Genomic DNA, 13,608 nt, shown 5'->3' with positions numbered 1-13,608 from the left:
CTTCAGCCGGCCGGGGGGTCGGCTGTCGGGGTGTGCCGGGCGTCGTTCATCTTCGCCCGGTTCTGCGCCAGCAGCGTCCGTACGTCCTCCTCGACCCGCTGGGCATCCACTCCCAGGGCATGGCCCATGTGGGCCGCCCACACCTCCGAGCGGATATTGGTCTCGAAGTCGAGGTCGGCGCGGACCGTCTCGCGCGTCGCCTGCCGGTTCTGGCTCACCATCACGAAGGTGGACAGAAAGATCGCCTCAAGGCTGACGATCATCGTGAGCAGTCCGAAGGGATAGGGGTCCCAGGCCGCGCCACGGCCGAACAGCCCTTCGTTGCACACGATCCACACCGTGAACCACACCGCGTGGAGATAGACGAACTGCATGGTCCCGGCGAAAGCGGTGATCGCGTCCGCGATCCGGTCCTGGGTCCCCCGCATCCGCGCGAGGACGGCCTGCTCGTTCGGGAGACGTATGTCCAACCCGTTGATTCCAGACGGCACGGGCACTCCTTGATCCGTCGCTCACGAGAAACGCCCGTCAGCGTAAGTGCGGGACGGGGTCGCCTCCTTGGGTCAATCGACTGCCCGCACGGCCCCAATGCGTGCGTGTAGGCCGTCCGTTGCGTCGATTGACCGAAGCCGACCGGGCCGCGCCGACGGCAGAGTGACGGTCGGCTCGGACAGGTACCCCGGTCACACACACCGCGGTACCGCGCGTCTTCGAGCAGCGACACATCCGTCAAGGAAGGGATCACCATGTCGGACCCGACGCCGCAGCAGAACCAGGCACCCGGCACCACCCCGGCCGGCCCCGCGGAGCGCCTAGCCGAACTGTCGCAGAAGGCCCAGGACGCCCAGCGGACCGTGGCGGCGAGCATCGCCGAGGACCGGCAGAAACTGTCCGCCGCCGTCGCCGACGCGAAGGACAAGGCCGAACAGGGCGCGCAGCGGCTGCAGTCGAGCGGGCAGCGGGCCAAGGAGAACGTCGCCGGGAGCTGGAACCAGGTACAGACCTCCTGGCAGGACCATGTGGACGCGGTCCGCGCGAAACTGGACGAACGCAAGGCCGAGCGCGATGTGAAGCGGCTCCAGCACGCCGCCGACGACGCAGAGGACTACGCGGCCGACGCCATCGACTTCGCGATCGCGGCCGTGGAAGAGGCGCAGTACGCCACGCTGGACGCGGTGCTCGCGAGGCTGGAGGCGGACGAAGCGGCCGACGCCGCGCAGTAGCCGGCTCGCGGCGGGGCCGGGGGACGGCTCGTGGGACGGCACCCACGGCCCGCTGCCCCGCGCCCGGGCGGCGGTGTGGGCGGCCACTGCTCTCGGCGCCGAACGCTGTGGCCGGGAACATCGACCTTCCCGCTCCGATCAGCGACGATCTTGCTGTGGAGCGACAGTACGTGGATTCTTCCTCGCCGACTCGTTATATTTCTTTCGGCAAGCAACTTGACGGAGGGGAGTCGGTGACCTCACGGCCCGGAGCGGACCTGGTGGGGCGCGTGGCCGAACTGGAGCTGCTGGACTCGCTGTTGGCCGGGCGGGACGGAGCCTGCCGAGGCCTGCTGCTGTGCGGCGACCCCGGCGTCGGGAAGACCGCGCTGCTCGACGCCGCCGCAGCACGGGCCGTGGACCTCGGGACGCGCGTACTGCGGGCCTCCGGCGTGGAGTTCGAGCGCGAGATGAACTTCTCGGCGCTGCACCAGATGCTCTATCCGCTGCGCCGACACACCGGGCGGCTCGCCGGACATCACCGTGACGTCGTCGACCGGATCTTCGGTCTCGCGCCGGGGCCGTCGCCGGACCCGCTGGCCGCTTCGACGGCGGTACTCGCCCTGCTCGGCGAAGTCGCCGTGGAAGGGCCGTTGTTGATGATCGCCGACGATGTGCCGTGGCTCGACCTCGCCAGCGCGACCGCGCTCGGTTTCGTCGTCCGCAGGATGAGTGACCACCCGATCGCCTTCCTTGCCACCCTGCGGACCGGGGTACGGGGCATCTGCGGTCAACTCACCCTGCCCGTAAGGGAGATCGGACCGCTGACCGAAAGGGAGGCGGCGGAGCTGCTGGACGCGCGCTGGCCCGGGCTGAGGCCCTCGGTGCGCCGCCGGATACTGGCCGAGGCCGCCGGAAACCCGCTCGCGCTACGGGAGTTGCCGGCCGCGCTGACCGGCACGCAGCGCTCGGGCCAGGCCCCGCTGCCCTCGCGGCTGCCGCTGTCCGGGCGACTGGAGGCGGCCTTCGCCTCCGCCGTGGAGGCGCTGCCCGCACCGACCCGGACCTCGCTGCTCATGGCCGCGCTGGACACGGGGATCGACCCGGCCACGCTCAGGCGGGCAGCGGAGTCGGCGGAGGCAGCGCAGGCCCCTGAGTGCCCGGCCGGTGTCGATGTCCTCGGTCCGGCGCGGGACGCCGGTCTGCTGCACGTGGACGCAGGACACCTGTCGTTGCGGCATCCGCTGACCCGGGCGGTGATCGTGCACCTGGCGTCGCCGGGCGAGCGCCGTCGTGCGCACCGCTCGCTCGCCGCCGCCCTGACCGACGTACCAGAGCGCCGGGCATGGCATCTGGCCGAGTCCGCGACCGGACCGGACGAGGCGGTGGCCCGGGCGCTGGACGAGGCGGCCCTGTCCGCCTGGCGGCGCGGGACCGAGCCCGGCGGCGCGGGGGAGACGGCCGGCTCCGACGGGCGGCGTGTCGCCGCGTCCGTCGCCGTGTCCGCCCTCATGCGGGCCGGTGAACTCAGCCCGCACCCCGGCGACCGGTCCCGGCGCCTGGTCGAAGCCGCCTACCTCGCCACCTTCACCGGCCAACTCGACGACGTACCAAGGCTGTTGGCCGACGCCGGACAGGCCTCCGACACCCCGACCGGACTGGTCTTCGCCGCCACCGCCCACCTCCTCACCAACGAAGAGGGCGATGTCGACGCCGCCTACCGCCTCCTGGCCCGCGCACTCGACGACGACACGGTCACCGCCACGAACGACGGCTGGGACCACCACGGCATCCTCTACGCGCTGCTGCTCGTCAGCCTCTACACCCTCCGCCCCGAGCCGTGGCGCCTCCTGAAGACCGCGCTGACCCGCTGCGAACCGACCGCGGCGACGCCGATCAGACTCTGCTACGACGCCTACGCCGACCCCACGCACGCCCCCGACGCGCTGCGCAAGGGCCTCGCGGACGCCTTCGCGGCGCTGCCCGCCGACGCGGCACCCTGGGAACTGATTCCACTGGCTTTCGCGGCGGTCGCGACGGACGCCCTGTCGGACCACCGGTACCTGGTCCTCCGCATGATCGAACGCGAACGGGACGGCGGTGCGATCGCCATGGTCGTCCCCGCGCTGCTGCTGCTCTGCCACGACTCCTACGTCCACGGCCGCTGGGACGAGGCCGAGAACCTGGCACAGCAGGGGCTGGACCTGGCGGCGGCGCACGGCTACCACTTCTGGGAGCGGCAGATCCGCGTCCTGCTGGCGTCCGGCGCGGGGCTGCGCGGCGACGCCGAGCTCGCCCGGAGCCGCAGCGAGGAGACCTCGACCTGGGCGGCACCCCGCGGCATCGAGGTGACCGAGGCCTACGCCCGGTCGGCCCGCCGCCTCGCCGCCATGGGCGAGGGCGACTACGAGGAGGCCCACGTCCAGGCCGGCCGGATCGAGCCACCCGACGCACCGGCCTTCGGGGTCCCGCGCCGGTGGACGGTCCTGGACCTGGTCGAGACGGCCGTCCGCACCGGCCGCGCGGACGAGGCACGCGACCATGTGGCCGCCGCGCGAAGGGCGGCCGTGCACCGCATCTCGCCCCGGACCGCGCTGATCTGCGCCGGTGCCGAGGCCGTGGCCGCCGACGAGACCGAGGCCGGGCCCCTGTTCGAGGCGGCCCTGTCCCTGCCCCATGCGGCACGGTGGCCGTGGGAACACGCACGCGTCCAGCTCGCCTACGGACAGTGGCTTCGCCGCACCCGCGACCACCGTGCCCGCCGGTATCTGAGCGCCGCCCTCGAAACCTTCGACCGGATCGGCGCCCGGGCCATGGCGCAGCGGGCCCGCAACGAATTGCGCGCCACCGGTGTCGCCACCACTACCGGGCCCGTCGCGCCGGCCGCCGCGCTGACCGTGCAGGAACGGCAGATCGCCGAGCTGGCGGCCGTGGGCCTGACCAACCGGCAGATCGGCGAGCGGCTGTTCCTGTCCCACCGCACGGTCGGCTCCCATCTGCACCGGCTGTATCCCAAGCTCGGCATCACCTCACGCGCCGCTCTGCGCGCCGCCCTGGAGACGATGTAGGAGCAGGCCGGAACCGGTGATCACCCGAAACGGTCCGTCGTACGGTGGGATCCGAGACCCCCTGAACGGTGAGCCGGAGAGGACCATGGTCGACAAGGAGATCAGAGCCCTGGCCACCGCGTTGCTCGAACGCGTCGGGGAGCTGGCGAAGGAGATGGCGGCGCGGATCCGCGCCGGCTCGCGGGCGTACCACTACGACGTGGTCCCCGAGGAGGACCTGGAGGACGCCTGCCGGACCCATGTCGGCAACGCGCTCCAGGCACTGACCGGGCAGATGCCCCTGGACACCGGGGCCGCCGCCGACATCGGCCGCAGGCGTGCCGCGCAGAACGTGCCGCTGCCCAGCGTGATGACGGCGTATCGCGTCGGCGTGCGGTACTTCTGGGAGGCGGTGGTCGACGAGGCCACCACAACCTCCTTGGTGGGCAACGACATTCTGGTCGCGGCGGCCTCGGCGATGTGGGAGATCCAGGACGGCATCACCGAGGCCATGGTCTCCGGATACCACGAGGCGGTGGCCCAACGGCTCCTCGCGGGCGACCAGGAGCGCTCCGCGCTGGTGGAGGCGCTCCTGGAGGGCAGGAGCATGGACGCCGACGCCATATGGTCCGCCGCCGAGGTCCTGCACATGCCGCACAAGGGCCCCTTCATCGTGGTCGCGGCGGAGGTACCGCGGATCGGCCGGCGGGCCCTGCCGGACATCGCGGCCGTCCTGACCCGGCGCGGCATCCGGTCCGCCTGGCGACTGCGCCCCGAACTCCAGCTGGGCATCGTGCACTTGCGCACCCCGCGCGACCTGGACGACCTCGTCGCGGTGCTGCGGGAACAGGCGGAGCGGCGCGTCGGGGTGGGCCCCTCCTACGACGATCTCACCCGCACCGGCGACGCCCTGCGCTTCGCCAAGGTCGCGATGCGAGGTGGCGACGCGGGCAGCGCCGCCGTCACCGTCTTCGACGACTCCCCGGTCGCGGTCGTGACCGCGGGCGCACCCGATGTCATGGCCCGGGTCGCCGCCAGGGTCCTCGGCCCCGTCGAGGCCCTGCCCGACGACGAACGCGCCCTGCTGCTGGACACGTTGGAGGCCTGGTTCGACTCCGGCGGCTCGGCCGAGGAGGCCGCCAAGGTGCTGTACGTCCACCCCAACACCGTGCGCACGCGCCTGCGCCGGATCGCCGAACGCACCGGCCGCTCACTGACCGACCCCCGTGGCATCACCGAACTCTCCCTCGCGCTGCGCGCCGTCCGGCAGACCCCGAGGCCCCCGACCTCGGAGTCCACCGGTGCGGACTAGGCGGCCGTACCGCCCGCGTAGTCGCTCTTGAAGGTGGTCTCGATGGTGGTGGCGACGGACTGGGCCACTCCCGTGCCGGTGAGGATGATGCCCAACTCCCGGTTGTTGGAGAGGGAGTTGCTGCTGATGTTCATCGATCCCGCCTCCACCTCCTGGGTGGAGAGACCGTAGTCGGCGACCATCGCCTTGGCGTGGATGTAGAAGCCGTTCGGGTCGGAGTACCCGACGACCGTGCCGCCTGCCGCCTTGATCGCGGACACCTCGCTCGCGTAGCTCGACGGGGTCTCCAGCACCACCCGCACGGTCACGCCCGCCTTCGCCCTGGCGACGATCGCGTTGACCACCGTGCTGTCGCTGAACTCCAGTTCCTCGACGTCGAGCGTCGTGGTGGCCGCGTTGATCATGGTGAGCAGCCGGCTGCGGGAGTCCGTGGGGGACCAGAGCAGGTGGTCGCCGTCGGTCGGGGTGATCGAGGTGCCGGCGTAGTCGGCGTTGAACACCTTCTCGATCGCGGCGACGTCCCGGGTGTCGTCGGTGAAGACACCGTAGTCGCGCCCGGTCGTGTAGTACTGCGAGGTCAGATTGCCCGTCAGGACAAGGGACTTGGTGCCGTCCACGGTGATCGTCTTCTGGTGGGTGTAGACGAAGCTGGACGGCGACCACACCACGCCGACGCCCGCGTTCGTCAGCGCCGTGTACGCCGAGCTGTTGGCGGACTGGTGCGCGCGGTCGAGGACCACCCGCACGGTGACGCCCTTCTTTTCCAGCGCTATCAGGTCGTTGACGGCGGTGGTGTCCTCCAGCTCGTACATGGTCATGTCGAGCGTGGAGGTGGCCGAGTTGATGAAGTCGTAGATCGTCGGTTCGCTGGTGGTCTGCGAGAAGGCGAACGCGGTGTACGTCGCCGCGTCGGCGGGGATGGCGGTGACGAAGACGGCGGCGCCGGCCACCAGGGTGACGCCGGCACGGCTGAGGAACGTCCTCAACATGCGTGACTCCTAGTCGAGTTGATGCCCACGTGGGGGGTGGTGAGCGTGGGCATGACACCACGCGCGTAGAACGCTGAGGAAGAGAACCTCGGTGAACTCGGGATTACCGCCGCCGAGCAGGAGCGGACAAAGGGGACTTCGCGCAGGTGGGGGCCGGTTCATGGAGTCCCCGCGAGTTCGCAAAGACTTCGTAGTCCGCCGGTGACCGGGCATCCTGGACACCGTTAGAGGATCTACAGAAGATGCATGCTCGACCATGCCCTTCCCCGTGGCAAAGGATCTTTCGATGAGCCAGCAGGACACACAGGACGATCGGTTCGACGTCGTCGTACTCGGCGCGGGCCCCGGCGGCTATGTCGCCGCCATCCGAGCCGCGCAACTCGGCAAGCGGGTCGCGGTGGTGGAGGAGAGGTACTGGGGCGGCGTCTGCCTCAACGTGGGCTGCATCCCGACCAAGGCGCTGCTGCGCAACGCCGAACTGGCGCACATCTTCACCCGCGAGGCGAAGACCTTCGGCATCAAGGTCGAGGGGGAGGTCTCCTTCGACTACGGGGAGGCGTTCCGCCGCAGCCGCCGGGTCGCGGACGGCCGGGTCAAGGGCGTCCACTACCTGATGAAGAAGAACAAGATCACGGAGATCGACGGCCGCGGCACCTTCCTCGACGCGCACACCCTCCAGGTGGCCGGATACGACGGCGACACCCGTACCGTCGCCTTCGAGCACGGCATCATCGCCACCGGCGCCACCCCGAGACTGCTGCCCGGCACCCGCCGCACCTCGCGCGTCGTGACGTACGAGGAGCAGATCCTCGCCGACGACCTCCCGCGGTCGATCGTCATCGCGGGTGCCGGCGCCATCGGCATCGAGTTCGCCTATGTGCTGCACAACTACGGCGTGAAGGTCACGATCGTCGAGTTCCTGGACCGCGTCGCACCTCTGGAGGACGCCGAGGTCTCCGCCGAACTCGCCAAGCAGTACCGCAAGTTGGGCATCGACGTCCTCACCTCCACCCGCGTCGAGTCGATCGACGAGTCCGGCCCGCAGGTCCGCGTCACGGTCACCGGCAAGGACGGCACCCAGCAGGTCCTGGAGGCCGACAAGGTCCTCCAGGCCATCGGCTTCGCGCCGAACGTCACCGGCTACGGCCTGGAGAACACGGGCGTACGGCTCACCGAGCGCGGCGCGATCGACGTCGACGGCCGGTGCCGCACCTCCGTCCCGCACCTGTACGCCATCGGCGACGTCACCGCGAAGCTGATGCTCGCGCACGCCGCCGAGGCGATGGGCGTCATCGCCGCCGAGACCCTCGCGGACGCGGAGACGATGGAGCTGGACTACGCGATGATCCCGCGCGCCACCTACTGCCAGCCGCAGATCGCCAGCTTCGGCTACACCGAGGCGCAGGCACGGGAGTTGGGCCACGACATCAAGGTGGCGAAGTTCCCGTTCACCGCGAACGGCAAGGCGCACGGTCTCGGCGACACCACCGGCTTCGTGAAGCTGATCAGCGACACGAAGTACGGCGAACTCCTCGGCGGCCACCTCATCGGCCCCGACGTCACCGAACTCCTCCCCGAACTGACCCTGGCCCAGCAGTGGGACCTCACCGTCCACGAGGTCGCCCGCAACGTCCACGCCCACCCGACCCTGGGCGAGGCGGTGAAGGAAGCGGTGCACGGTCTGGCCGGACACATGATCAACATGTGACCGTCCCCCCACTCGCCGACCTTCGAGCCGGTCACGGCAGCTGTCGACGTGGCCGGCTTTGTCACGTCCGGAGCAGACGTCGTCCGCGTGCTCTTGGCCTGCTCCAAGGCGTGGTTCATATCGTTCGCGGAAGCAACCGGTGGCCGTCGTTGTGTCGGGCCGGCCAGGTATCAATCGGTGCGATCACGCAGTGAACCTCCCTCGAGTGACAGCCGTAGTCAACGACAGAGGGGGCGCTCTAAGGGCTCGCTTCCGGGGACCGGACAGTTGGCCAAGCACTGGTATGGGAATGGACGAGATGGACGTTCGCCGAAGTCTTCGACGGTGCGGCACGGGCCGCGCGGGGGTACCGGTCGGCGGGACTGCGCCGGGGCGACCGCGTTCTGCTGGCGCTGCCCGACAGCGTGGACATGGTCTGGTCCGTGCTCGGCGCCCTGCAGGCCGGTCTCGTCGCCGTCCCGGTCAACGTCCAGATGAGCTGGGAGGATCTGACGCGGGCCGTCGAGACGGTGGAACCCGGACTCGCCGTGATCGACCCGGACACGGCGGGACGGCTGGAGTCGCCGGGCTTCGCCCCCGCCGTGAAGGTCTCGACACTGGTCGCGGGCGAACCGGACCCGGACTTCGCCGAGGGCGGGGACGCTCCGGCGCTGGCCGTCTTCACATCCGGTACGACGGGTGCCCCGAAGCTGTGCTTCTTCCTCCACGGCAACTTCGTCGGCCCCCCTGGCCAGAAGGACGGCGACCTCAGGACGGTCGGCCTGTCGGTGTCACGCATGTACTTCCTGGGCGGACTGCACTTCTCGGTGCTCACCACCCTCGCCACGGGGCAGACCGCCGTCCTGTCGCGTACCCGGGCGACCCCGGCCGAGGTGCTCGGACTGATCAACCGTCACCAGGTCACGAACCTCTTCGCACAGCCGAGCTTCCTGGCCCGCATGCTCCTTGAACCCGGCCACGCGGAGACGCTCGGAAGCCTCCGCGAGGTGTCGAGCGCCGGCGAGGTTCTCTCGCCACGGCTGCGCGAGCAACTGGTGCCGATCCTCGGGAACCGGCTGATCAACAACTACGGCGCCACCGAGATCGGCGTGATCTCCATGGGCCGCCCCGCCGCGTGCGCCACTCCTTCGGCGGTCGGGCCGCCCGTCCCCGGCCGGCCGGTACGCGTCGTCGATGCCGATGGCCAGGTGGTGCCCGCGGGCTGCCAGGGTGAGCTGCACGTCTACGTCGACTACGCCTCCCGGGGCGTGGTCAGGGGGAGCCGGGGCCCCGATCAATTGAAGGACACCTGGTGGCCGACCGGGGACCTGGCGTCGATCGACGACGACGGTGTCGTCCACGTGCACGGTCGGCTGGACGACGTGGAGGTGATCGGCGGGCAGAACGTGGTGCCGGGCGAGGTCGAACGGCTACTGGAGAGCCATCCGCGCGTGCTCGAAGCCGCGGTCAGTTCGGTCCGCCGTCCTGCCGGGGACACGAGTCTGCGCGCCTACGTGGTGACCGTCCCCGAGGACGAGCCGGGCGGTGGAGCGGACGGCGAGGCCCTGGACGCCGAGCTGATCGCCCTGGCCCGGTCCCGGCTGTCCTGGTACAAGGTCCCGCACGACGTCGTACGGATGGACAGCCTGCCCCGCAACGCGAACGGCAAGATCCTGCGCAGACACCTTCGAGCGGTGGGTGATCAGTTCGTCTGAGACCGTGTCAGGACGTCGTGGAGCCCGGCCGAGCCCCGCACAGCTCGGCCGGGCTCCGGGTTTTCGTGAACCCAAGTCCCGTCAGGGCCGCGAGTCTGGTGCGCAGCCCCGCAGGATGAACGCGATCACCTCGTCCAGGCCGCGTTCCGCGGCCTCCGGAGTGAGCATGCCGGTCGCGGCCAGGTCGGCGTAGCCGTGGAGCGTTGCGAAGACCGGGATGCCGATGCTGTCGAGAGGTCCGTCGCGCACCTCCCCTTGGCGCTGCCCCTCAAGCATGAGCCGGCCGATGAGTTCGGACCAGCGCCCGGTGGCCTCCAGCAGGTCGGCGGACGCCTGCGGGTCGTGCTTGATCGAGTACATCAGGCCGAGCAGCGCGGCGTTCTCCATGCAGAAGCCCACGTACGCGCGGACCACCGCCTCCAGTTTCTTGCCGGACGACTCCCCGGCATCGGCCTGTGACGTCCGGATGACGTCGGTCAGCCGTTCGTAGCCGGTCAGCGCCAGCGCGTCCAACAGTGCCTGTTTGTCCTTGAAGTGACGGCTCGGCGCGTTGTGACTGACATCGAGATCGCGGGCGAGTTCGCGCAGCGACAGGGCGGCGGTCCCCTTATCCCGGAGTGTCTCCTCGGCCCGGGCCAGCAGGGCGGCGCGCAGGTCTCCGTGGTGATAGGGGCGGGGGCGGGTCTGCATGGAGGGCAGCGTACCGGTGATGTGTACGCAGCCCACATTGTTGACGTTGACACCATTGTGGGCGCCGCCCACAATGGCTGCCCGTGACCACTGCATCCAGCGCGTGGACCACCACCGACATCCCCGACCAGCGCGGCCGTCGTCACGGGCGGCAACAGCGAACTCGGCATCGCCACCGTCGAGGCGCTGGCCGCCGCGGGCGCCCATGTGGTGCTCGCCGTACGGGATCCCGGGCGGGGCGAGGCCGCCGCCTCACGATCGTCCCCGCGCCGCTGAGCCTGCTCGGCCGGACGGCTCCGGCCGACCCCGAACCGGTGCGGGCCACCAAGGACTGACCGGCCGCTGGTCAGGACGCGTGTGACGTCACCAGGAGACCATGGGCTTGGACCCGCCGCCGTCGACGTCGAGAACCGCGCAGTTGACGTATCCCGCTGCCGGTGACGCCAGGAAGGCGACCGTCTCGGCGACGTCCTCGGGTTGGCACACACGCCCCAGCGCCAGCATGTCCGCGAACCGCTGCCGCTGCTCCTCGTCGAAGATCTCCCGGACACCTTCGGTCAGCACGAACCCGGGCCGTACGACGTTGCTGCGGATGCCGTCCGCGCCGTGCTGCGCGCCGATGTACAGGGAGAACGTCTCCAACGCCGATTTGCAGGCGCCGTAGGCCGCCTTCGTCGCGGTGGCGTATCGGACGGCGCCGGACGAGATGTTGACGATCGACCCTCCGCCGTCGCTGGCCAGCATCGCCGGGATCGCGTGCCGTGCACCCCAGACGGCGGCCATGACGGTGACGTCGAAGGTGCGCTGCCAGGCCTCGTCGCTGGAGGTGGACGAGCCGGTGTCCTCGGGGATCTCGACCGCGGCGTTGTTGTCCAGGACGTCGAGGCGCCCGAAGGAGTCCAACGCCGCCCGCACCAGGCTCCGCACCCCTTCCTCCCGGCTGACGTCGGCATGCAGCCCGACCGCGCTGTCACCCAGTTCCACCACCAGTTTGTCCAGGGCCCCGTCGTTGATGTCGCCCAGGACCACCCGGGCGCCCTCACTCACCAGGACGCGCGCCGTAGCAGCACCGATACCGCTCGCGGCGCCGGTGACGACGGCCACTTTTCCATCCAGCCTGTTCGCCATGGCGTACACCTTTCGCTCTTGCCTCATTGTCGAGAGATTTCACCTCGATGATGGCATTATATCTCGCTATTGAGACGTAGTCTCAATCTGATGGCGAGGGACTGCGTGAGCTGCCGGTCCGCGGGTGCGAGCTGCGCGAGCGCCTGCGAGCCCGGGCGGTGGCCGATACGTGACGGACGGCTGCACAGGAACGGGAATCGCACGGGTGGCGCTACGCTGCCGTGTCGTGCAGCAGACACGCCTCGACATCGTCCGGATCAGGGCGGCCCGCCGGGTGATCGACCCGTTGTTCCTCGACACTCCGCTGTACCGCTGCGAGGCGCTGGAACCCGGCCTCGGGTGCGCGGTCAGCATCAAGCTCGAAACGGCGAACCCGGTGCGCAGCTTCAAGGCGCGCGGTACCGAGGTCGTCGCGAGCCGGCTCGCCGACAGCGGTGCGCGGGCCGTCGTGTGCGCCAGTGCGGGCAACCTTGGCCAGGCCCTCGCGTGGTCCGGTCGCGGCCGGGGGCTCGACGTCACCGTGGTGGCGTCCCGCTTCGCGACCGCGGCCAAGCTCGACCGCATCCGCGCGTTGGGCGCGGGGCTGGAACTGGTGGACGGCGACCACGAGTTGGCCCGCGAGCGGGCGGCGGCCGTCGCACGGTCCGAGGGCATCCGGCTCGTCGAGGACAGCCTGGACATCGAGACCTGCGAGGGCGCGGCGACCATCGGTCTTGAACTCGTGGACGCGGCGCGACCGTTCGACACCGTGCTGATCGCCCTCGGTGGCGGGGCGCTGGCCACCGGAGTGGGGCATGTGCTGAAGTCCCTGGCGCCCGAGGTCGAGGTGATCTGCGTCCAGCCGCTGGGCGCACCGGCGTTGACGCTCTCGTGGCGCGCGCGGCGGGTCGTCAGCACCGACTCGGCGGACACCATCGCCGACGGTGTCGCCGGCCGGTTTCCCATCCCGGCCGTCCTGGACGACCTCCTCCTGGTCGCTGACGACGCCGTCCTGGTCCGGGAGGAGTCGATCATCACCGGTATGCGGATGCTCTTCGACCACGCCGGCCTAGTCGTCGAACCGTCGGCCGCGCTCGGCATCGCGGCGATCCTCGAAGACCGGGACCGCTTCGCCGGCCGCCATGTGGTCACCATCGTGTGCGGCGGCAACGTCGACTCGGACGCGTATCGCCGCTGGATCGGCGCGGCTCCGCTGTAGAAGTTCTCCTGCACGGCGTCCCGGGCACGCTCGTCACGTGCCCGGGATGTCCCGCCGCGGTGGCCGCTTTCCCTTCACCGCGGCGGTGTCCACCGGTGTGTGGGACCAGAGTCGCCGCTGTGCGGCGACGGGTGAAGGCTTCCGGTGGCCGCGTCAGACTCTCGTAAGATCCACTCCGTGCGATCTCCAACGGGGTTGCGGAGTCACGGAGTTGGTCACGCCGCGCCCGCCCCGTCCGGCGCCTGGAGGACCCGCCGGGCACGCCGGATCCCGTCGTCCGTCGCCCGGAAGACCCGGTTCGCGATTTCGATCTGCGAGGGATGGATGGCCCACTTCCCGTTGAACCCCGGAGAGGCCGCCGAGAGGGCGTCCTCCCCGTAGGCGGCCCGGCCCCGGGAGTCGGGATGGGGGCATCGACGGCGGCGATGCCCGCGATGCACGTCGCGGTCAGCACCTGCGTCCGCGCGAAATACCAAGTCGCCCGAGTCCGAAGGCATTTGAGGTTCCGCGCGCCGGCTGCCGCCAGCACTTTCGTAAAGCACCGACGCTCGCATCCCGACAGGCACTGCCTCACGCGGACCGGGGAGGCTGCGCCTTCACCGAGACCGGCTTCCGCCGACACACCCGTCGGCCGGGACCT

The 13,608-nt window shown here is 70.5% G+C and carries 11 protein-coding genes and 1 pseudogene; 7 read left to right on the top strand and 5 right to left on the bottom strand.

What is annotated here, in order from left to right; genetic code table 11:
• Positions 1-2: 2 nt before the first annotated feature.
• Positions 3-470, bottom strand: a complete 468-nt coding sequence (locus tag OH768_RS01980) for a DUF1003 domain-containing protein (RefSeq protein WP_406465106.1) — start codon at positions 468-470, stop codon at positions 3-5.
• A 276-nt stretch (positions 471-746) separates the two neighbouring features.
• Here OH768_RS01980 and OH768_RS01975 point away from each other — a divergent pair, with 276 nt between their 5' ends.
• From OH768_RS01975 to OH768_RS01965, 3 genes are all read left to right on the top strand, one after another.
• On the top strand, positions 747-1,223 hold the full coding sequence (locus OH768_RS01975; RefSeq protein WP_406449344.1) for a hypothetical protein: 477 nt from the start codon (positions 747-749) through the stop codon (positions 1,221-1,223).
• Between the two features lie 233 nt (positions 1,224-1,456).
• Entirely contained in the window at positions 1,457-4,270 is a 2,814-nt protein-coding gene (locus tag OH768_RS01970) for an AAA family ATPase (protein WP_406449342.1), read from the top strand.
• An 85-nt stretch (positions 4,271-4,355) separates the two neighbouring features.
• Positions 4,356-5,561 carry a PucR family transcriptional regulator gene (locus OH768_RS01965; RefSeq protein ID WP_406449340.1) on the top strand — a complete coding sequence of 402 codons (1,206 nt, stop codon included), beginning with the start codon at positions 4,356-4,358 and terminating at the stop codon, positions 5,559-5,561.
• Here OH768_RS01965 and OH768_RS01960 read toward each other — a convergent pair.
• Positions 5,558-6,550, bottom strand: a complete 993-nt coding sequence (locus tag OH768_RS01960) for a phospholipase D-like domain-containing protein (RefSeq protein ID WP_406449338.1) — start codon at positions 6,548-6,550, stop codon at positions 5,558-5,560. The two genes, OH768_RS01965 and OH768_RS01960, sit on opposite strands and share 4 nt — an antisense overlap.
• A 286-nt stretch (positions 6,551-6,836) precedes the next feature.
• Between OH768_RS01960 and lpdA the strand changes: the two genes are divergently transcribed.
• Positions 6,837-8,258, top strand: a complete 1,422-nt coding sequence (lpdA, locus tag OH768_RS01955) for a dihydrolipoyl dehydrogenase (RefSeq protein WP_406449336.1) — start codon at positions 6,837-6,839, stop codon at positions 8,256-8,258.
• A gap of 278 nt (positions 8,259-8,536) precedes the next feature.
• Entirely contained in the window at positions 8,537-9,952 is a 1,416-nt protein-coding gene (locus OH768_RS01950; RefSeq protein ID WP_406465104.1) for a class I adenylate-forming enzyme family protein, read from the top strand.
• A gap of 81 nt (positions 9,953-10,033) precedes the next feature.
• Here the strand turns inward: OH768_RS01950 and OH768_RS01945 are convergent, their stop codons facing one another.
• The gene (locus OH768_RS01945) at positions 10,034-10,642 is read right to left on the bottom strand and encodes a TetR/AcrR family transcriptional regulator (RefSeq protein WP_406449334.1); all 609 of its coding nucleotides are present in this window, start codon (positions 10,640-10,642) and stop codon (positions 10,034-10,036) included.
• 83 nt (positions 10,643-10,725) lie between these two features.
• Between OH768_RS01945 and OH768_RS01940 the strand changes: the two are divergent.
• A pseudogene (locus OH768_RS01940) lies at positions 10,726-10,897 on the top strand (oxidoreductase); the annotation flags it as partial.
• Positions 10,898-11,005: 108 nt separating this feature from the next.
• On the opposite strand, the gene OH768_RS01935 reads toward OH768_RS01940, so the two are convergent.
• Positions 11,006-11,770, bottom strand: a complete 765-nt coding sequence (locus tag OH768_RS01935; RefSeq protein WP_406449332.1) for an SDR family NAD(P)-dependent oxidoreductase — start codon at positions 11,768-11,770, stop codon at positions 11,006-11,008.
• A gap of 226 nt (positions 11,771-11,996) precedes the next feature.
• Between OH768_RS01935 and OH768_RS01930 the strand changes: the two genes are divergently transcribed.
• A complete protein-coding gene (locus tag OH768_RS01930) occupies positions 11,997-12,968 on the top strand; it encodes a threonine/serine dehydratase (protein WP_406449330.1) in 972 nt (323 codons plus the stop codon).
• A 215-nt stretch (positions 12,969-13,183) separates the two neighbouring features.
• On the opposite strand, the gene OH768_RS01925 is transcribed toward OH768_RS01930, so the two are convergent.
• Positions 13,184-13,408, bottom strand: coding sequence for a hypothetical protein (locus OH768_RS01925; protein ID WP_406449328.1), 225 nt, complete (start codon positions 13,406-13,408; stop codon positions 13,184-13,186).
• Between the last annotated feature and the right edge of the window lie 200 nt (positions 13,409-13,608).

It is taken from the genome of Streptomyces sp. NBC_01622, from assembly GCF_045209635.1.
Classification (GTDB): domain Bacteria; phylum Actinomycetota; class Actinomycetes; order Streptomycetales; family Streptomycetaceae; genus Streptomyces.
This window is presented reverse-complemented; position numbering and strand designations above follow the sequence as displayed.